Below are 19,593 nucleotides of genomic sequence, written 5' to 3' on the forward strand. Positions count from 1 at the left end.
CGCTCGAAAAAGACATCCGGGACTGGATCACCGCCTGGAACGACAACCCGCGCCCCTTCAACTGGACCAAGACTGCAAATGAGATCTTCGAACGCCTCGCTTCATATCTTCAACGAATTCCTGGCGCACGACACTAGCGGAGTTCGACAACGCAGTCGGCGCCAGCACTTTTTCATCCTCTTCTCAAGGAGAGCTTGGTTTATGGCCGACGAGATCCACCCGTTCGAGCTCAGGGTTTCCGACGCCGACCTATCGAATCTGCGGGAACGTCTGCGGCGCACCCGCTGGCCCGAACGGCAGACGGTCGACGATTGGTCCCAAGGCATCCCGCTAGCGGTGGTGCAGGAGTTGTGCGAGTACTGGGCCGATAGATACGATTGGCGCCCTACCGAAAATCGGCTCAATCATCTCGCCCAATACCGGACCGAGATCGACGGATTGGGCATTCACTTCTTGCATGTTCGCTCCCCCCACCCGGATGCGGTGCCGCTGATCCTCACCCTGGTCATCGCCGGCCCGCCCGAATCTATGCTGAGCGATCTCACCGAGGACGAGCAGGCAATGCTTGGAGTCATCGACGATCATAAGCATTGGGGCACAGGATATTCGACGCAGCAATCCACTAGGCCGCAAACCCTCGGCTATGGCCTGGTGGATTCACCGGCCGCACAATGCGCCTGGATCGCCGAAGAGTTCTGGACGTGGACCGACTGCAACGGAGATCTGTTCAGCATCGTCAGCCGAGACGACGTACTGGACAACGTGATGCTCTACTGGCTGCCGGCGGTCGGGGCCTCATCGGCGCGACTGTACTGGGAGAGCTTGCGCGGGTTGAACCGGGACCCGGTACCTGTGCCCGCCGGCTGCTCCCAATATCCCAAGGAGATCTACCGGGCGTCGCGGCGATGGGCCCGGCAACGTTACCCGGACCTGCGCTGGTGGAAGGAGCTCGACCGGGGCGGCCATTTCGGCGCCTTCGAGCAACCCGCGATCCTCGTTGACGAGATCCGCTCGTTCTTCCGAACCGTGCGGTAGGGCACATAGCGGCAGAACCAACTAACACGGAAAGGAGCGAGCGATGACCGATTTCGATCGGATCGACTTTTTCACCGACCCATCCGTTGTCGAGAACCCGTATCCGTACTTTGAACATCTGCGGCAGACGTGCCCGGCGTTTCGCGAGCCGCATCACGGCGTGGTCGCCGTGACCGGATACGACGATGTGGCTGCCGTGTATCGAGATACCGCGGTGTTCTCGTCGGTCAACTCGGCGGCTGGCCCCTTCTCGGCGCTGCCGTTCATGCCGGAGGGCAATGACATCTCGGCGCTTATTGACGCCCATCGTGACCAGTTCCTGTGGCATGAGTACATTCCCTGCCTTGACCCACCGGAGCACACTAAACATCGGACTCTGCTCAACGGGCTGTTTACGCCGAAGCGGCTCAAGGAGAATGAGGAATTCATGTGGCGGTTGGCTGACCGCCTCATCGCTCAGTTCGTCGCCGACGGTCGCTGTGATTTCGTCCAGGCGTATGCGCGCCCGTTCCCCTTGCTGGTAATCGCCGATCTTCTCGGCGTGCCCGAAGCCGACCACTCGATGTTCGACCCCGACGCCTCACGCCAGGGACAGAGGGGTGTGATCGCGGTCGACCCACCTGCCGACCTCGATCAGCGGTTCACCGCTTATATCGAGGATCGCCGACGAGAACCACGAAAAGACGTCCTTACCGAGTTGGCCATGGCGGCTTTTCCTGACGGCTCCACGCCAGACGCCACCGACATCGCGAACCTGGCCACCTTTTTGTTCATCGCCGGGCACGAGACCACCGTGCGTCTGCTCGCCAGTTCGTTGCAACTTCTCGCTGAGCAGCCACAGCTGCAACACACGCTGCGTGATCACCGTGAGCGTATACCCAACTTTGTCGAAGAGATGTTACGCATCGAGAGCCCGATTAAAAGCGACTTCCGGCTTACCCGCGTTGCCACCGAGATTGGTGGCGTCAAGCTTCCGCCGGGCACCACGGTTATGCTGTTGCCCGGAGCCGCCAATCGAGATCCCGACCGGTTCGAATGCCCGGCGGAGTTTCGGGCTGATCGCACCAATGCCCGCCAACATCTCGCCTTCGGGCGGGGCGTGCACAGCTGTCCGGGCGGCCCGCTGGCGCGGATCGAGGCCCGGGTCAGCTTGGAACGCATCCTCGACCGCATGACCGATATTCAAATCTGCGAGGCCGAGCACGGCCCTGCGGGCAACCGCCATTACGATTACTTCCCCGGCTATATGCTGCGCGGGCTTACGGCGTTGCACCTGGAATTCACACCAAGGGAACAGCTCTGAGCCGCTCTGATCCAGATACCGCCCGTGGAATCCGCAAAGCGCCCGGCGAGATGAGGCGCTCACATTCGGCTCAGTCAGTCGTCAACGGCCACTTCAAGATTCGTCGTGCCGATCCGCCCAAGATCCATTCGCGCTCGTCCCGCGACAACTCCCGATCGTTGCGAATGCAGTCCAGAAGGTCGCTCCAGGTGTGTCCGGCCATGACGGACTTGTCGCTTGCCCAGAGCAAGCGGTCCGCGCCAAACGCCTCGATCGCGCGCCGCAGGAGGGGCCGAAGTGCGTCGTAGGGAAACGTCGCAACCCCGAAGCAATCTTGGGCGTGGCTCCACTTGAGGGCGACATTGGGGAGTTCGGCCATGCGCAGCACCTGATCGAAATAGCCGACATCCTGCGCGGCGCGCATTTTGGGCTGCGGCCGGTCGAGGGGAATGCCCGGAAATTCCATTCCGCAGTGGTCGATGACGAAGGTCAGGTCCGGATACCGTCGCGCATACGGCTCGAGCAGTTCGACGTAACCGGGGATGAACAGGAATAGCGGCAGCGCTACCTCACGGGCGATCTCCAACAGATGCCAATACGCACCGTTGGCGAATGCCTCAACCTCGTCGAGCGTCCATACCGGCTGCAACCGAAATGCGCGGGCATGGGGCGTGCTGCCTACGAACCGCATGACGCTCTCCAGTTGGGGGTCACGACGATCGATCCGGACCACATAGGAAAATCGATCAGGATGCACAATGCTGGCTTCTTCCGCAGTCGGCCAGGCCGCACGCCATGCCCCATTCCCCAACCGATAGCCGGGTTCGATATGCGTCGGATGCGCTTCCCCCAGTCCGCCACCCCACAACTCATCGACGAGTACCGATGTGATCCCCAATGCGTCCATGGCCTCGAGCATCGGCGTTACCATCCCCCGCCCGAGGTGAAGTTGCGCATCGACGATGTCCATCGTGTCTCCTTCGGGCACTACGCCTCCACGCTCATTACACCGCCCGCCAAGCGCTGCAGCGACTGATGATGTGTCCCGACGTGATGGTTTCGTTCATTCCGGCAATCAGGCGCCGTTAGTGGCCTTGAGGATGCGGCACACCTCGATGCTGCGTGTGATGGCGGTGGCGGCATCGGCCGGCTGCTCCACTATCGGCAGATTGTCGAGTGGCGTCACCCAGGTCGCGCCGGCATCGACATAAGCCTGCAGCTCGGCGGCGACCTGCTTGGGCGTGCCATAGAAGAAGGAGCGTTCCAAATGCTGTGGCGTGAGGCGCTTTAACATCGTCATCGCTTGGTCAAGGCCGATCTTCACCGGCAGCATTTTCAGCGCGTAGTGCCAGTCGGCGGGCATCGGCGGCTCGATGCCTTCCTTCAGCCAATCCGATTGGACAATGCGGCCCATCACCAGCGCGGTCCAGGCAATCAGCGGATTCTTCAACGACCGCCGGATGAATTCCTCATCCTCGTGCAGCAGCACGCAGCCCCAGATGCCGAAATCGAACTGCTCGGGATCGCGGCCTTTCTTCTCCAGTTGTTCCTTCATCTCCCTGATCTGTGCCGCGGCCTGCTCAGGCGTGCTCCACACCACCGGCACCGACGAGGCAAAGCCGTCCGCGTAGCTGGTGGCCAGATCGATGATGCGCGCCCCGCCGCCGAGACCCCAGAGACGCGGCCGGTGCCCTCGGGCGACACCGAGCCAGGCCTGGTCGAACTTGACGTGGTTGCCCTCCAGGTCGATCGGCTTGTCGCTATTCCAGAATGCGTGAAATGCGCGATAGAAATCCTCTAGCCGCGAGATACCTTCGGCACGCTTCCATCCAAAGGGCCGGCATTGCTTGATCTCACCAGCGCCAAGCTGGTAGATCACCTTGCCCTGCGTGACGTGGGCGGTGGTCAGCATGGTCTGGGTCAGCTCGGCGGGACCGCGGCGGATCGCGTCCATGCTGATCGAGAGCCCAAGCCCCGGCGCCTGCGCTACGCCGTATGCGCCCATTACGTTCCAATCTGGAAACGAATCGATGTCGCCGATCGTGTCCGTGAGTGGAGTGTTGTCCGGGTTCCACAGGCAAGGCGGAATCCAGCTCGTGAGCTGATCCCAAGTCATCATGAAGTCCACCACACCGCTGGCCTGCATGGTTTTCGCCGCCTCGCCCACCGCTGCGGCTGGCAGATTGCGGTCAATGACCATCGAAACGGCAGTTTCTACTTTGCGCTGTTCCATGCCGCTCTCCTTCGCTGAAATTTTGCTGGGCTGCGGACAAGGACATAACCATCGAAGTGCTCGGGTGTGCCAAGGGCGATTCGGAGTTCGAGACCACGGGCGTGTTGCATACGGGTTTACCGGACAACAGCTGGCATCGATTCCCATCCCCGCACGGCAGAGGATGATGTCAACTTGACTTCAGTGAGGTTGATGTCCCACTCCGGGAAGCGTTTGAGAATTTCCTCCAGTGCGATCCGCCCCTCGAGACGTGCCAAGGCCGCGCCCAGGCAGTAGTGGGCGCCGATACCGAAGGTCAAGTGTTGACGCACCTCGCGATGAATGTCGAAAACATCACCGTCCGGCGGGAATTGGCGATCGTCACGGTTGGCTGCGCCGAGCATCAACAGCATCACACTGCCCCCCGGCACAGTCTGGCCGTAGTAGTCGACGTCGCGGGTGACATACCTGGCCATGTTCGGACCCGACGGCTCGCAGCGTAAAAGTTCCTCAATTGCCTGCGGGATCAACGACTTATCCTCAACCAGCTCACGACGCTGCTCGGGATGCTCGGCCAGAACCTTGCCCATCCAGCCGATCAGCCGGCCAGTCGTCTCGTTGCCCGCACCAGCGACCAGGCTGGCATACGCGCGCAGCTCGTCGCGCGTCAGTCGGCGCGTGGTACCGGTGTCGTCCTCGAATTCGACGTTCAATAGCTCGGTGATGATGTCGTCGGACGGGTTTTCGGCTCGCCAGTCAATGTAAGTGGCGAAGGCCTCGCCGGCGTCCATGTTCTCGGCGGCGACTTCCATGGGTTTGCCGGCCTCGGTGCGCAGGTTGGCATCCCAGCGCTTCCGGACGGCTTCTTGGTCGGCTTCGGGCATGCCCAACAACATGCCGATCACCCGCATCGGCATCTGCGCGCCAAGGTCCGTGACGAAGTCGAACCGGCCGGTGCCGATCAGCGGATCCAGGCACCGAGCACAGAATTCACGAATCTTCGCTTCCAGTTCGTTGACCTTGCGCGGCCTGAACATCCGGGCGAGTAGCTTGCGATGGATGTCGTGGACAGGCGGATCCTCGAAAATTAGGAAGCCCGAAGGGATCTCAATATTGGCCTTGATGGTCTCCAAAATGTCGCCCCGCGCCGAACTGAACGTTTCGTGGTCGACCGCTGCCCGATTGACGTCCGCGAAGCGGCTCAGCGCATAGAAGTCGTGCTGCTCGTTGTAGTACAGCGGTGCTTCCTCACGGAGCCGACGGTATATCGGATAGGGATCGAGATTGAGCTCCACATTGTAGGGGTCGTAATACACCTCGCTGCTAGCACTAACTGTCACAGATACCGCCCCTCACAAGAATCATGACTCTTCCACTGCAAACAAAAGGTGACCGGCCCGCCACAAACCCGGTCAATGGTCATCGTGAGCCCGTCCGATGCGGCGTGTTGTCGATCAAGACCGGCACACCCGGGCCCGGGCAGGGGGCTGAAGTATGAACGCCGCACATGTCATTCTTGAGATAGCTGGGGTAATACGGCATTTGGTCGACGTAGAAGGTGAACGCGATATACACGGTGTTCATCACCACGAACATCACGTTGGCCAAGCCCACGACCGCCAAGACGCGCAACAACGTTTTGGCCTTCGTTCCGACGTGCACATCGTCGACGCCGCGCTCAACTGCGGAATGGCCTTGGTCGTCTCGGGTGAGCCGTATCATCCCCACCACCGAGGCATTCAGGCCGGCGATGACTGCTTCATACAGCGGGAACTGGTAAGTCTGGCCGTGGAATAGAGACACCGAATTGACGACGCCGGAGTAGGCGAAAAGGCGCGTCTGCAAGAAGATTGCTTCCATACCAATATTGAAGATCCCGAAGATCAGGACGCCGGTAAGGAATATCCCGACGTTGCTGATGGTGGGCCTGACGCGTCGCAGCCAACGGGCCATGGCGCAGAAGAGCATTCCGAATATTACGAACAGGAACGCAAACATCGGGAAGATCATCAAGAACGGTTCGGGGAGGTTGCCGGCGTAAGGACTAAGCCAGCCGGGAATATGCGAAGTCCATGCGCCAAAGTTGACCAGGTATGAGTTGTAGAAAAACACCGGCCTGACAAAGTCGATAATCGGGTCCTGCCAGTACACGCTTGCAAACGCGATGGCAACGAGTGCATCCCACGCGAGTTTCCCCTCGCGCCTGGAGCGCCGCCAGAGGTAGATGACGAGGGCGACACCTCCAAGGACACAGGTCGCCTGCACGATCCAGGCCGCGGCCTTGATTGGTGTCGGCACCGGATCTGCGCCTGTTGGCTGCCGATAAACATCATCCGAGAAGATCCACGATCCGTACACGTAGATCTGCACCAGCGCAAAGATGGCCCCAAGGGCCGACCAATAATGGATCGGACGCAACCGTGAGTCCGGCGCCGGCCGGTCCGTCCCGACGGCCGGCGCTTGGTTTTTGGTTATCGAGTGCGTCGCCATCGTCTCCGCCAGTTCAGTCGTTAAGCTTGTAGAGGTCGATTGCGTTTTCGCTGAGGATCTTGCGGGCGTCCGCCTCAGAGGTGAGATCAACGATCTCGTTGATGGCGTTGGCGGTATAACCGAAAGTGCCTTCGCTGTGCGGGTAATCCTGCCCCCACATCACGCGCTCAGCACCGAGATAGTCGAGCAGCTTCAAGCCGATCGTGTCTGTCTGGAAGGTTGCAAACATGTTGTTATGCCAGTAATGGCTGGGGCGGTGCTTCATTTGCCAAGCGAACAGCTCACGATGCGCGCCATAGGTGAGCTCGGCATCCTGGAGCGCCCCGGCGATCCAGTTGATGCCGCCCTCGGCGAATACAACTTGAAGGTGCGGGTGGCGGTCAAAGATGCCGCCAAATATCAGGCTGCCGAAGGCCCGACGGAACGGCGCGGCTTGCATGAGGAAAAACGTTCCGAAGCCGCCACGACCCCCTGATGAGGGCACCTCGCCGATGTGAAAATTGACCGGCAGGTTCGCCTCGGCGACGCACGCCCAGAAGCGGTCCATCTCCGGGCTGTCGTAGTCGATCACTTCGCCTGCGGCGTTCTTGCCGGGGTTGAACGGGAGCATGAAGCTCTTGAGACCGAGATCGACGATTTGCTGAACCGCTTCTTCGGCGCGATCCGGGTTCCACCAGTTGCTGCAGACGCCCACGCCGTAGAAGCGACCCGGATTCCTCTTGCCTAGTTCGGCAATGTGCTCGTTGTAGGTGCGGTACATGAGTTCCTGCATGTCCTGGTCGGGGTAGCGGATGAACGCCAGCAGGCTTTGCGGATAAACGATTTCCTTATCGATCCCTTCGGCGTCGAGATGCTGGTTGCGGACGCCGAACTCGAACCCGTCGTTGAGGACCGAACGGGCAAGTGCGGTGTCGACATCGGCGTTGTCCGGGTAGGCCTGCATCGCGTCTTTGAAGCCGACACGCCAGTAGCGGTCGAACCAGACGCGCGGCGCGGCCTCACGAAGTTCAGCGGGGAACCGCTCGTAGAATATGTCTTCGGTCAGCTCGACATGGTTGTCGGCCGAGACGAGGACAAGGTCAGCGGGCAACTTCGCAGTCTCGCGCGACTGGCTATTGCGGTCAACGATCATGCCGGCATCCGCGGTTAGCGGGTTTTCAAACGTCACGCGTTCATCGAGCATGGCAACCTCTCCGTCGAATTCCTCCGCAGGGCTTCAGAAGTGAGCGTCTCGAAGCACGTGCCCATTCGAGACCCCGATGCGAGATCTAGCGGTGTGGACCTTGTGATGCTAACCACAGAACACAGATTTGTGCAACAGCGTGGCAAATTTAGCCCGGCGTGGCAAATATTGCTCGGACGGCGTCGGCAGAAGACAAATCTTCACGGCACTTCAGCAGGCTCGACAGAGACAACAGATGCTCCCCCGCACCTGTCAATCCCGGTCACAGGATTGGCGCTCCGTTTTCTGTCTGGGTTGAGATGTGGTAATCCATTGACGGCTTTCGGTGGTGAACACTTATACGTCGTACCGCCGCAACGGCCGGAAAAAGGTCCGAAGCTCTTCGACGAGCGCGTCGGGGTGTTCCGCGAAGCCGAAATGACCGCCCCGCGGCATTTCGCTCCAGCGCTGCAGGTTGGTGCCGACGGCCGCGAGGGACCGAGGCACGAGCATGACTTCCTTCGGGTGAATGGCGAAGCCTGCCGGAACCTCAACCGCCGGAATCCGGTCGTGCACCCGTCGGAACGGGTCGGAATGGTAACTCTCCCAATAGATCCGCAGCGATGTCCCAATTGTGCCCGTCAGCCAGTAGATCGACGCGAGGGTACACAGAAAGTCGCGGTCGTGCACGGCCAGTAGGTCACCGTCGCAGTCGCTCCACGACCGGCGGCGCTCCCACAGCCAAGCGGCGGTACCCGCGGGGGAATCGACCAGGGCATAGGCGAGCGTCTGTGGATCCAGGCTCTGCACCGTGAAATGGCTTGTCACGAAATCCTGCGTCTCGGCTTTGCGGGCGAGCATCCACCGCTCATCGGGTGTGTGATGTTCGGCGGTGATACCGGCCAAATCGAGCCCCGGGTAGAACGGGATCGTCGTGAAGGTACCGATCACTTCCGCTGGGTAGGCATGTGCGACGTGCATCGAGATCACCGCGCCCCAGTCGCCACCGCCCACGGCGAAGCGCTCGTAGCCGAGCACCCTGGTCATCAGGCTTGCAAAGAGTTCCGCCAGACGCGGTACCGTCAGGCCGGTCTGGGTGAGCGGCGTCGAGAAGCCGAAGCCTGGGAGCGATGGAACGATGACGTCGAACGAGTCGAGAATGTTGCCTCCGTGAGAGACTGGGTCCGACAACGGGTCTAGCAGTGCGAAAAAATCCATAAAGGTCCACGGCCAACCGTGCAGCAGTAGCAGTGGAACGGCATTCGGATTGCGGCTTCGCATGTGTACGAAGTGGAGTGGCACTTCATCGATCGTGACCCGAAAGTTCGCCAATCGATTGATGACGCGCTCTTGTGCTCGCCAGTCGTACTCGGTGCGCCAATAGCGCACCATGTCCTCGAGCCACTCGCGCTGGACGCCATAACGCCAGTCGCGGTTGCCGACGTCGTCAGCCCATCGTGTGTTCGCGAGGCGAAAACGAAGATCGTCAAGATCTGCCTCTGGCACGGCGACCTCGAATTGCTCAGCGCTCATATTCACGTACCCTCGCGTTGACTCAGGCGATGGCCCTGCCGCCGTCGACGATAAGGTCGGTACCGTTGATATATCCGGCTTCGTCGGATGCGAGAAAGACGACTGCCGCCGCGATGTCGTCGGGTCTTCCGGCGCGCTTCACGAGGTTGGCGGCGCTCGCGCCGTCGCGCATTTTCGAGATGATCGCTTCATAGTCAACGTGGTCGGGTCGGGGCAGGATACCGCCGTGGAACATTTTGACCCAGATCGGTGTCTCTATGGGGCCGGGAATGATGCTGTTGACACGGATGCCCGTGTGAGCCTCCGAGCACTCCACGGCTAGCGCCTTCGAGAAGGCCAAGACACCAGCCTTACTGGCCGCGTACGCGGTGGCGCCGGCGGTGCCGTGGATCACGGTCGAAGAGGAAATATTGACGATGCTGCCCCGTCCGGAGCGGGCGAGCAGCGGCAAGGCGCTCCTCGATCCGAGAAACTTGCCGTCAAGATCCACCTGGAAGTGCCAACGCCACTGATCGTAGGTCATGTCGCCGATTTCAGTGAGAGCGCAGACCCCGGCGACGTTGGCCAGGATATCAAGGCCGCCGAATCGGGATTCCACCTCGCGCATTACATCGAGCCACTCGGCCTCGACTCTGACGTCGAGATGGAGATATTTCGCTACGCCGCCGCGAGCTTGGATCTTCTCGACGACTACTCGCCCACCGTCGTCATCGATATCCGTGACGACGACACGGGCACCTTCAGCCGCCATCATCATCGCCGTCGCGCCGCCGATCCCGCCGGCCGCTCCGGTCACAAGGGCGACCTTGTCGTCCAATCGACTCATCTGTCTCCCTTTGCTTTCGAGGCTGCAGCACCGGATTCGGCATCCTGGCTCGACACACGAACTACAAACATTTCGATCCTCCCGTCTTGACCTAGATGCACTCGGAGATCACGTAGGGCTTCACATCCCATTCGCGGGGGTCATTGGCGGCGGCCGAGACCGCGTTTTCGGCTGTGTCGGCGATGACCTCGTGCCAGCGGGCTGCGACAGTCTCTGGGCTAAGCGGGGTTTCGGTGAAGCCATCCGTCTCGGCGATGTAGACGCGGTTCACCAGTCCACCGACGCCGGTGATCGTGTCGCCGGTCACCGGGCAACTTTCATGCGCCAAGAAGGCGGCGACCGGGGCCACCAATTCTGCTGGCAGACTTGTCTTGCAGAGCTGGTACATCGGCGAGCTCTCGTTCTGCTGTGCGGCCACCATGCGGGTGAAGGCTCCGGGGTTGATGGTGTTGACCTTGATGCCGTAGGCGTCTCCCTCGGCGGCGAGCGCGCGGCTGAACGAGAAGATGCCGCCCTTGCTGGCGCTGTAGGCGACGAGGAGGGGCGCGCCGGTGAACGCACCCGAGGAAGTGTTCACGACGCGCCCGTAGCCCTGCGACTTCATGTGCGGCCAGGCGGCGCGGCACGTCCAAATCGTGCCCATCAGGTTGATGTCGATGTGTTGCCGGATGTCGTGTGCGGTGATCTCGTCGAAGGAGGCGGCGATCGAGATGCCGGCATTGTTGACCAGGATGTCGATGCCGCCGAATGCGTCGATTGCGGTCTGGATGAGCGCCGCCGCACCCTCCTCGGCCGCCACCGAATTGGTGTCTGCGACAGCGCTTCCGCCCGCGGCCCGGATTTCGTCGACGACCGCTTCAGCCGACGCAGTGCCCGTATACCCTGGCGCCACGGTACGGCCGATGTCGTTGACGACGACATTCGCACCGCGAGCCGCCAGCAGCAGCGCATGGGCCCGACCGATGCTGGGATTGCCGCCTGCCCCGGTGACGATCGCAGTCCGGCCATCGAAGCGAAGTTCGGTCATTAGCTGCCTTTCCCTGATCTCTTTTATTCGCCAGGCGCCGATCTCACGACTTTCGGTGGTTTCATACGTATTGCCGCAGGGCTATGAAACTCTTCATGGTCTCTTCGTCTTCGAGTTGAATGCCGAGGGCTCGGGTGAGCATTGCCATGGTGGTGTAGGCGCCGACCAGGCCGACGACTTCCATCAGTTCCGTCGCAGAGTAGTGATCCGCCAGGGCTTTCCATGTTTCGTCGCTGACCGTGAAATCGCTGACGAGTTCCTCGGCGGCACGCGCGAGCAATTGGTGAATCGGCGAAAGACCCACACCCGTTCGAGCTGCCTGGATTTCATCGTCGGACAAACCGGCAGCATGCGAGATCAACACATGGTGTGTGGCCTCGTACACCTCACCAGTGAGGGCGCACGTCCGCAAGATCAGCACCTGTCGGTCGTGCGAAGGTAGTTCCGATTGCGCAACCACCTTGGTGATCAGCGGTAGGACGACGTCGAACAGACGGGGGCTGCGCATCATGACCCGATTGAAATGCAATTCATCCCAGCCGCCCATCTTTGACTTCTGCTCGTCGGTGAGCGCCTCCACCGCGATCGGGTTGATTCGTGATGTGGGCGGTGCAGCACTGGGCGACATGCGTTCTACTTTCCCGGTGGTGTCCTTCCTCATGCGCACAGGCCGCCATCTACCGTGATCGTCTCACCGGTGAGAAAGCCTGGGGCGTCATCGCATAGCCACAGCGCCACAGCAGCGATCTCATCTGCCTGAGCCAGCCGGCCAACGGCGTTACTCGAAACGAGCTGTTCGATGATGCCGGGTGACATCGACCGGCGAAACATCGTTGTATCGACAGTGCCAGGACAGACGACATTGACGCGTAGTCCCTGCCGACCGTATTCGCGCGCGGCCGTGCGTGTCAGGCCGATGACGCCGTGCTTGGCGGCCGTGTACGCCGGTACCGTAGGAGCGGCTCGTAGTCCCGCCACGGATGAGCAGTTCACGATGGAGCCACCACCCGTTTCAATGATCGCCGGGATCTCGTACCGCATGCAGGACCAGGTTCCGGTGAGGTCAACGGCGATGACGCGGTTCCAGTTCTCCATGGTGCACTCGGCGGTGGCGTTGCCATTCTCTCCATCGATACCAGCCGCGTTGAACGCTGCGGTGAGGCCTCCGTAGGTCTTTACCGTTTTCGTGACCGCGTGCTTTACGGTCGCATCGTCAGACACGTCGCAGCGGAAGAACGTGCATTCTCCCCACTGGCGAAGCTCCGCCTCGGCCTCACGACCTGCCTTCTGGTCGATGTCGACCAGCGCTGTCGCATAGCCGCGACGCACGAATGCCTCTGCCGCCGAGCGCCCGATGCCAGAAGCGGCACCGGTCACCAGCGCGATACCACGTTGTTGGTTGCTTGTCATCACTCCTCTGTCATTCCTCGACCAGGGCTGTACGGCATCTGGTGACGTAGATGTGTTGTGGGGCAGGATAAAAGCTAGACGTGGCTGTCACCGCAAAGCTAGCTCTTGAGAGCCACGTGCCGTGTTGCGGCGTCGCTCCGCTGTTCGGTCAGCTAGTCGGTCGATGACTAGCGCGCCGTCGCGGATGACTGCTTTGAGGGCATCGTTAGGGCGTGCGAGCAGCGACGGATCCGCAAGAGGGTCCCCATCCACGACGATGAGATCCGCCAGTGCGCCAGCTTCGATCACGCCGACCCGCTCGGGCCAATCCACCAATAGCTGGCCGGCGTTGCTGGTGCCCCAGCTAAGCACATCGGCAGTCGAAAGCCCTTCGACTGCAGCGTAATAGGCGAACTCGCGACCGTAGTTGCCGACCTGATGGTCCAGCGGGTCGTCGTCGAACAGGTCGCGGAAGATGCCGCTGTAATCGTCGCCTATCAGGATTCGAACTCCCGCGGCCTGGGCCAAAGGCAACATCGCTCGCACGTGGTCGTACTGCTCTCGGGTGACGCCCACCTCGGCCGCGTAATTGAGTTCGAGCAGGCTCCACGGGTAGATGAGGCTTGGCACCCAGAAGGTTCCGGCCTCCACCATCGCCTCGATGACTTCCTCGTCGATTTCATCCCCGTGGTCGATCAGGTCGAGCCCGAGTTCGATGCACTCCAGCATCATCGCCTTGTCGGAAACGTGGGCGCGCACCTTCGCTCCTCGCTCGTGAGCGGTGTTGATGATGGCCGCGATCTCGTCTCGGGACATGTTGCGCGTCGTGCGATGCGGCTGGCCATGGCCGGCACTGGCGAAGATCTTGATCGTCTCGACACCGCGATTGATCTCCTCACGGACCAACGCGCGCATCGCGTCGGGGCCGTCAACGCAGATGTCGGTCCCCGGCGTCTCGTACCGTTTCCACCATCGCCCACCGTTGTTCATGTCCCCGGTGGTACCGAGGTGGTGGCCGCATGCGCGGATCCGAGGGCCCGGGATGATGTCCTCGGCGATGGCCATCTTGAGCTGGGCATCTATGTCATGCGCGCAGGAGGCGCCGGCGTAGCCGGTGAAGCCGCTCTCCAGCAGCACACGACAGGTGCGGACCCCGATCGCCATCATGACGCCGGGCGGCAGTTCCTTGCCCGGCCGTTCAGTGGCGGCGATGGAGATGCTGAATTTGTAGAAATCGGGGTGCAGGTGGCAGGTGATCAGGCCGGGCATCAGTGTCATACCGCCGAGATCAACGACCTCGCCGGACACCGTTTCGAGGTGATCGTCGATCGCCTCTATCCGGTCCCCTTGGAGACTCACGCTGTGGCTGCCGGGAAGCATTTTGTGGCCATCGAAGACCCTGGCATTGGTGAGCGTCAGCATCGTCATCCCTTCTTCGATATGAAATGCCGTGGCAGAGCTACTCGCTGGCCCGACCGCGTCGACTCAGCCGCCAATCGGGGGGGAACTGCTCGTCGTTGTCGCGGACTGCGTTGGTCAGCCCGCGATCGCGGGTCTTGTCATCGAGCTCAAACGAATCCGGGTCGGGCTGGAGCTGATCCAGAGTCGATTCGAGCATGCCGGCGAGGATGCTGCCCATGTACTCGCCCTGGTGCTGCTTGAAGATCTCGAAGAAGGTCTTCTGGGCGAACACCGTGTCGGTGGGCCGGGTGCGCGCACAGGCGAGGGCATACTTCTCCGTCAACGACTCAAGCTCGTCGAAGGGGACCACGGCGTTGACGAAGTCGCAGTCGTACATCTCCTCCGCGGTGAACGGTCGCCCCGTGAACACCATCTCCATGAACTTGCGGACGCCCATCGTCGTGCACCATTGCCACTGGCGCGCCGCGAAACCCGCGTAGCGCCATGCGGCGTGGCCGAACAACGAGTCTTCGGACGCGATCACGATGTCGGCGTCGGCCGCCTGATAGAAGTGCCAGCCGTAGCAGTAGCCGCGCACCTCCAGGATGCTGATCTTTTTGAAGTCTTGAAGGCTGCGCATTCCCGCACTCGGGTCGGTGTAGAACTGGACGTGCGACGCGCGATGCCGATAAGAGCCCTTCGGGGGGTAGATGACGTCGGCGTCGTCCGGGACCCTGACGGTGTGGTTCATCGACACGCCGCCCCGGTCGGCCATGATGTCCAACAGCTCCGGAAGGTCAGCGCCGGTACCAAGATTGGGCCCGTTGGCCCGAATGACCAACACCTTGACATCATCGTCGATGCTGGCGAGATGTATTAGGTCGGCGTAGCGATGCTGGGCGTCGATGGTCATTCCATTGAGCGCGTCGGCGCGATCGAGGGTGATCGTCGCGATCTTGGTGTACGGATTCTTCTCGTACCGGACGATCTCTTCCGCCGACGGTCGACTCGGGTTCTCGGCCAATTTGTCGTTACCCCTATCACTTTCCAATGATTTGGCCGGTCGTACGATCCGGCTTCAGGCCGATGTGGGATCCGATGAACTCGGCCAGTTCGAAGAGCAGCACCTTTCCCGTCGCCGTCCTCGGCACGTCGTCGTGTGACACGAACACGATGCGACGGGGCACCTTGAAGCTCGACAGGGTTTCGCGCAGTGCTGCCTTGAGCTTGTCCTCCGATGGAGTGGCGCCAGTTGCCGGAACGACTGCGGCGGCCAGGATTTCACCGAGATCCGGATCCGGAAGTCCTGCGACGACGGACAATTCCACATCGGGTAGTGCGTTCAACGCCGCTTCGACTTCCAAGCGCGACACGTTGGCCGAGTTGGTCTTGATCATGTCGCCCGTGCGGCCGACGAAAAATGCGTATCCGTCGGCATCGATCCGCACCAGATCGCTAGTTGGGTAGAACCCGTCGGAAGTGAATACCGTGCGCCGATCGACCTTGTAGAACCCGGTCATAAGCGCACCCCCGCGCAGCTGAAGCTCGCCCACTTCCCCGGTGGGCACTTCGACAGCGGTTTCCGGGTCAACGACCCGGCGTTCGATCCCGTTCACCGCACGACCCGCAGCGCCCGCTTTGGACTCGGGCAGGCGACGGTTGATCGGCTCGGCGCTGTGCGGACCGAAACTCTCCGACATTCCCAGCAGGTTGGCCTGAAGATGCGGCGGAACGAACTCGCCGGAGTCGTCGCGTGACGGCGCCCCGGTGACCCGGATGCCTTCGAGGTCGGCTCCGCGAGCGGCTGCCGCGGCGCGAAGCTTGGTTGACGTATGCCAGACCACAATGTTGGTGACGCGGATCCGTCCGACAGTGTCGAGTGCGGCGTCGATGTTCGGGCTGGATGGGTACACCAGCGTGCTGCCGGTGGTGAGCACTTGCAGGGCCGTCATGATGCCACCCATCCAGAAAGCCGGCAGTAAGCACATGGTGCGGTCACTACTCTGCAGACCGAAATACTCGGCCAGTACCCGAGGTTGGCGCGCCACCGCCCATTGACTGTGCATCACCGCCTTCGGCGTGGCAGTGCTGCCAGAGGTGTAGACGACAAACGCGTCGTCGCCGGGAACGACCTCCCGCTCTACGGCGGCCAGCAGCGTGGCATCGGGTGCATCAGGCTCGTCGGCACGTTCTAGAAGGTTATCGATCGACTTCGCCCATGGCAGACCGACGACGTCATCGAGCCAGACCGACCGCAGGTATGGTGCGCCGGCGATTCGAAGCGCTTCCGCGCTTCCTTCGGCCAACCCGGGCACGGCCGTCATCAGGTTCTCGGCATAGTCGTGATTAAGGAAACGGCGAACACCGATCACGATCTGAGCGTCGCTGGTGCGCACGATCTGAGCCAGCTCGCTCGGTGTGGCCAGAGTGCTGATCGGCGTGATGAGCGCTCCGATGCGCAAGGCCGCGTAAAAGGCGGTCAGCCATATTGCGCTATCGGGCGCCAGAAGAGCGATTCGGGTGCCCTTGCCGGCCCCGAGCGCCAACAATGCTCGCGCCATCCTGGCAGAGCGTCGATCAAGTTCCCGGTAGCTCAGCGTCTCCGCGGCGACCACAAGCGCGTCGTGTTCGGCGCGTGCCTCGACGATCTCTGCGAACAACTTCGGAAACGTTGAAGCCCGTTCGGTTTCATCTGGCAGCGGAATGCGATTCGTCGTCGGCAACATCGCGCCACCCATTTCAGAAGGTGGCCGTGGGCTGTTTACCGTCCCACGCTTCGGCGGCCGCGCGCATCGCGCTGAACACCTCTTGGCGTGCCGGGCTGGCTTCGAGCAGTTCGACCATGAAGCCGAGAGTGGGAGACGTGTCCACCCAGGACGTGCGGGTGCCGTCCAGCCGGCCCTCGAATGCGAGTTCTGCGCCTGCCGTGATGTAAGTGTCGCGCTCTGCTTCGTAGTCCTGGCAGTTCAACGCCATGTGATGCAAGCCAGATTGCCCGTGGGAGAACAGGTCGCGAAAGATCCCAGGCTCGTCGTTGTCCTGGCAGACCAGCTCAATCTGCAGGCTGCCTGCGTAGGCGATGGCGGCTGTCACCGCAGGGAACTTGGCCGGTCTCCCCCGGTATCGCCCCTCAGCGAACGGAACCCCGTCGAAACAGAAAAAGGGCCCCACTCCGGCGTTGTGCACCCATGAGGCGATGGCGGCCTGCAAATCCGGCACCACCCAGCACATCTGCATAAAGTCTCGGTTCGGAAACGGCTTCGGCACAGAAGAATTGGCCATCATCCAATGTCCTTGAGGAATCGAGCTTTCCGCGTCTTCATCCGATCAGCGGGAAGCGCTCGTCGTCTAGCGGTTGCCAGGGCCTCATACCCGTCGAATCGAAATTCGGCGTTGGTGACCCGTTCCAGCAGACGTCTGCCGGCTGGGTGGCCAGAAGGTAGCCCCAGCGAGGGCGGTCCATTGTGTTCAACCCTGCGCCGTGGATGGTGAGATGCGTGTGAACTGAGATGTCGCCCAGTTCATAGGTCATCTGCTCACTGATTCCTAGGTCACGAAGCTCGGGGAAGACATCGAGCGCATCACCATCGCCGTAGGTGGTGTAGTCGCCTAATACCCCCGCGCGATGCGACCCGTTGACGAACGACATTGTGCCGGCTTGCGGTCCATAGGCCTCCAGGGGAAACCAGAACGTCAGGCCACCGGACCGGTCGACGGAGAAGGTGATGAAGTCCTGATGATAGGCAGTTGTGCCGTTTCCTCCATTTCGAGAAGGCTTGCCGCTAGGCAGCTTCGGCACGAAATAGTCCGCGTAGTACCTAACACCGACCGCTGAGCCGTCTGACCTTCTGCGGCTTTGGAGGAGTCTCGCGTTTTTCCCCACGGCGTTGATCAGAGGTCGCATCACGGGGTCCGTCAGGAAAGCGCTTTGCCCCACGTTGAAGTAGGCGATGGGAGGCTGGTTCGCTTCGTTGGCCGACGCCTCCGATATCTCGGGGCCTGCCGGAGGGCCATCGGCGTCGTCACCCATCCTTTCGCGGGCGATAGCAAGCATCTTGTGTATCACGTCAGGATCGACAAAGTTCTTTAGTTTCACCCATCCGAACTCGTGAAGATAATCGACCTCCTCTGGAATAACCGTCCGGCACGGCGACGCCAAGATAGTTGTGTGTTTCATGATTTGAGTGTCTCCTCGTCAGCAATCCGCAGGTTTGAACGAACCTGATCACGAACGTCCGCGCGTTGGGCTAGATGAAACGGCCCGGGCCCGTGCGGAATGCATAGAGCCCGACGACCTTGTCCTCGGGGACCGTGTAGGGCTTCGCAACTTCTTCAGTGGTCGGACCAATCTTGGTTGCGACCTTCGCCAGCTTTTCGCGGTCTAACCCATATACGTCGATTGCGTTGCCGCCCAGATATTTTCGTGTGTATTTGGGATCTATGTCGGAGAATGTGAACCGGATTGCCTCTCTGGTATCCGGCCAGGTGCCCTCGGCGTGCGGATAGTCGTCGCCCCACATCACGTGATCTGCGAGACCCTGTTCGATGCCCAGCTTGGCTTCCCAGTTGGACATGAAGCTCGCCCCGACGTAGCAGTTCCGTTTGAAGTAATCAGACGGCGCCATCGATAGCCCCGCCCGGAGCCACTCCCCGGTTCGATTGTGATAGAGCCCATCCATGTCCGCGATCGCGCCGGACGCCCAGTCCATCCACTGCTCTGTGAGCACCAGCTTCAGCTTGGGATGCCGTTCAAAGACCCCGCCGAGGATCATCACCCAAAGTCCGCGGCGCGTCCGGAACAAGGTCTCCATCATGTACATCGCCTGCGCACCTTGGCCCTCATACGGGTAGTGCTCACCGCCGCCACCGTGCGTATTGAGCGTCAATCCGGTCTCCTCACACGCCGACCAAATCGGGTCCCATACAGGGTCGTTCAGCATCGGAATGTCACCGCGCGGAGCCGGCAGGTTGATGCCCTTCAAACCCGCCTCAGCCGCCCACATGACCTCACGGACACACGCCGCCGGATCCGAGATCGGGATGTGAGCGATACCAACGTGGCGTTCGGGGGCCGACGAGACAAACTCCGCCAGCCATCGGTTGTAGATGCGGACCCCGACATCCTCCAGATGGTTGTACTTCGAGTCGCCCCAGCTGATTGAACCGCCCCGGGATGTCTGGAGACTCCACTTCTTGGGAAGGTTGGAGTCATGTCAGGTGGTTCGTCGAGGAGGTA

At 61.3% G+C, this 19,593-nt stretch carries 18 protein-coding genes; 2 read left to right on the top strand and 16 right to left on the bottom strand.

Annotated features, from left to right (window positions below; all coding sequences use genetic code 11):
• Window positions 1-213 precede the first annotated feature (213 nt).
• A complete protein-coding gene (locus BST14_RS24235; RefSeq protein WP_211280804.1) occupies window positions 214-1,035 on the top strand; it encodes an epoxide hydrolase family protein in 822 nt (273 codons plus the stop codon).
• 43 nt (window positions 1,036-1,078) lie between these two features.
• Window positions 1,079-2,338 carry a cytochrome P450 gene (locus tag BST14_RS24240; protein WP_083066874.1) on the top strand — a complete coding sequence of 420 codons (1,260 nt, stop codon included), beginning with the start codon at window positions 1,079-1,081 and terminating at the stop codon, window positions 2,336-2,338.
• A 70-nt stretch (window positions 2,339-2,408) separates the two neighbouring features.
• On the opposite strand, the gene BST14_RS24245 is transcribed toward BST14_RS24240, so the two are convergent.
• The 16 genes from BST14_RS24245 to BST14_RS24320 form a co-directional block, all read right to left on the bottom strand.
• Window positions 2,409-3,287: an amidohydrolase family protein gene (locus BST14_RS24245; RefSeq protein ID WP_083066875.1), complete on the bottom strand. Its 879-nt coding sequence runs from the start codon at window positions 3,285-3,287 to the stop codon at window positions 2,409-2,411.
• 105 nt (window positions 3,288-3,392) lie between these two features.
• Window positions 3,393-4,550, bottom strand: coding sequence for an LLM class flavin-dependent oxidoreductase (locus BST14_RS24250; RefSeq protein ID WP_083066876.1), 1,158 nt, complete (start codon window positions 4,548-4,550; stop codon window positions 3,393-3,395).
• 116 nt (window positions 4,551-4,666) lie between these two features.
• The gene (locus tag BST14_RS24255) at window positions 4,667-5,869 is read right to left on the bottom strand and encodes a cytochrome P450 (RefSeq protein WP_083066877.1); all 1,203 of its coding nucleotides are present in this window, start codon (window positions 5,867-5,869) and stop codon (window positions 4,667-4,669) included.
• Window positions 5,870-5,948: 79 nt separating this feature from the next.
• Window positions 5,949-6,899 carry a spirocyclase AveC family protein gene (locus tag BST14_RS24260; protein WP_158085922.1) on the bottom strand — a complete coding sequence of 317 codons (951 nt, stop codon included), beginning with the start codon at window positions 6,897-6,899 and terminating at the stop codon, window positions 5,949-5,951.
• A 133-nt stretch (window positions 6,900-7,032) separates the two neighbouring features.
• Window positions 7,033-8,202, bottom strand: a complete 1,170-nt coding sequence (locus tag BST14_RS24265) for an amidohydrolase family protein (protein WP_083066879.1) — start codon at window positions 8,200-8,202, stop codon at window positions 7,033-7,035.
• Between the two features lie 336 nt (window positions 8,203-8,538).
• A complete protein-coding gene (locus tag BST14_RS24270) occupies window positions 8,539-9,714 on the bottom strand; it encodes an epoxide hydrolase family protein (RefSeq protein WP_083066880.1) in 1,176 nt (391 codons plus the stop codon).
• 22 nt (window positions 9,715-9,736) lie between these two features.
• Window positions 9,737-10,540: an SDR family NAD(P)-dependent oxidoreductase gene (locus tag BST14_RS24275; protein WP_083066881.1), complete on the bottom strand. Its 804-nt coding sequence runs from the start codon at window positions 10,538-10,540 to the stop codon at window positions 9,737-9,739.
• Window positions 10,541-10,631: 91 nt separating this feature from the next.
• A complete protein-coding gene (locus tag BST14_RS24280) occupies window positions 10,632-11,567 on the bottom strand; it encodes an SDR family NAD(P)-dependent oxidoreductase (RefSeq protein WP_083066882.1) in 936 nt (311 codons plus the stop codon).
• A gap of 61 nt (window positions 11,568-11,628) precedes the next feature.
• On the bottom strand, window positions 11,629-12,228 hold the full coding sequence (locus tag BST14_RS24285; protein WP_083066883.1) for a carboxymuconolactone decarboxylase family protein: 600 nt from the start codon (window positions 12,226-12,228) through the stop codon (window positions 11,629-11,631).
• Window positions 12,225-12,977, bottom strand: coding sequence for an SDR family oxidoreductase (locus tag BST14_RS24290; RefSeq protein WP_083066884.1), 753 nt, complete (start codon window positions 12,975-12,977; stop codon window positions 12,225-12,227). The genes BST14_RS24285 and BST14_RS24290 overlap by 4 nt, the downstream gene beginning before the upstream one ends.
• 87 nt (window positions 12,978-13,064) lie before the next feature.
• Entirely contained in the window at window positions 13,065-14,384 is a 1,320-nt protein-coding gene (locus BST14_RS24295) for an amidohydrolase family protein (protein ID WP_211280803.1), read from the bottom strand.
• Between the two features lie 31 nt (window positions 14,385-14,415).
• Window positions 14,416-15,381 carry an enoyl-CoA hydratase/isomerase family protein gene (locus BST14_RS24300; RefSeq protein WP_083066885.1) on the bottom strand — a complete coding sequence of 322 codons (966 nt, stop codon included), beginning with the start codon at window positions 15,379-15,381 and terminating at the stop codon, window positions 14,416-14,418.
• Between the two features lie 16 nt (window positions 15,382-15,397).
• Entirely contained in the window at window positions 15,398-17,083 is a 1,686-nt protein-coding gene (locus BST14_RS24305; RefSeq protein WP_083066890.1) for a class I adenylate-forming enzyme family protein, read from the bottom strand.
• Between the two features lie 13 nt (window positions 17,084-17,096).
• Window positions 17,097-17,642, bottom strand: a complete 546-nt coding sequence (locus BST14_RS24310) for a VOC family protein (protein WP_083066886.1) — start codon at window positions 17,640-17,642, stop codon at window positions 17,097-17,099.
• A 34-nt stretch (window positions 17,643-17,676) separates the two neighbouring features.
• A complete protein-coding gene (locus tag BST14_RS24315; protein WP_083066887.1) occupies window positions 17,677-18,534 on the bottom strand; it encodes a phytanoyl-CoA dioxygenase family protein in 858 nt (285 codons plus the stop codon).
• A gap of 70 nt (window positions 18,535-18,604) precedes the next feature.
• Window positions 18,605-19,516, bottom strand: a complete 912-nt coding sequence (locus BST14_RS24320) for an amidohydrolase family protein (protein ID WP_142279571.1) — start codon at window positions 19,514-19,516, stop codon at window positions 18,605-18,607.
• Window positions 19,517-19,593 lie beyond the last annotated feature (77 nt).

It is taken from the genome of Mycobacterium arosiense ATCC BAA-1401 = DSM 45069, from assembly GCF_002086125.1.
Classification (GTDB): Bacteria; Actinomycetota; Actinomycetes; order Mycobacteriales; family Mycobacteriaceae; genus Mycobacterium; species Mycobacterium arosiense.

Bases quoted from the DNA above. Each gene is read 5' to 3' on its own strand.
- BST14_RS24240 (WP_083066874.1), top strand. From the start codon at position 1,079: ATGACCGATTTCGATCGGATCGACTTTTTCACCGACCCATCCGTTGTC.
- BST14_RS24245 (WP_083066875.1), bottom strand. From the start codon at position 3,287: ATGGACATCGTCGATGCGCAACTTCACCTCGGGCGGGGGATGGTAACG.
- BST14_RS24250 (WP_083066876.1), bottom strand. From the start codon at position 4,550: ATGGAACAGCGCAAAGTAGAAACTGCCGTTTCGATGGTCATTGACCGC.
- BST14_RS24265 (WP_083066879.1), bottom strand. From the start codon at position 8,202: ATGCTCGATGAACGCGTGACGTTTGAAAACCCGCTAACCGCGGATGCC.
- BST14_RS24270 (WP_083066880.1), bottom strand. From the start codon at position 9,714: ATGAGCGCTGAGCAATTCGAGGTCGCCGTGCCAGAGGCAGATCTTGAC.
- BST14_RS24275 (WP_083066881.1), bottom strand. From the start codon at position 10,540: ATGAGTCGATTGGACGACAAGGTCGCCCTTGTGACCGGAGCGGCCGGC.
- BST14_RS24280 (WP_083066882.1), bottom strand. From the start codon at position 11,567: ATGACCGAACTTCGCTTCGATGGCCGGACTGCGATCGTCACCGGGGCA.
- BST14_RS24285 (WP_083066883.1), bottom strand. From the start codon at position 12,228: ATGAGGAAGGACACCACCGGGAAAGTAGAACGCATGTCGCCCAGTGCT.
- BST14_RS24290 (WP_083066884.1), bottom strand. From the start codon at position 12,977: ATGACAAGCAACCAACAACGTGGTATCGCGCTGGTGACCGGTGCCGCT.
- BST14_RS24295 (WP_211280803.1), bottom strand. From the start codon at position 14,384: ATGACGATGCTGACGCTCACCAATGCCAGGGTCTTCGATGGCCACAAA.
- BST14_RS24305 (WP_083066890.1), bottom strand. From the start codon at position 17,083: ATGTTGCCGACGACGAATCGCATTCCGCTGCCAGATGAAACCGAACGG.
- BST14_RS24310 (WP_083066886.1), bottom strand. From the start codon at position 17,642: ATGATGGCCAATTCTTCTGTGCCGAAGCCGTTTCCGAACCGAGACTTT.
- BST14_RS24315 (WP_083066887.1), bottom strand. From the start codon at position 18,534: ATGAAACACACAACTATCTTGGCGTCGCCGTGCCGGACGGTTATTCCA.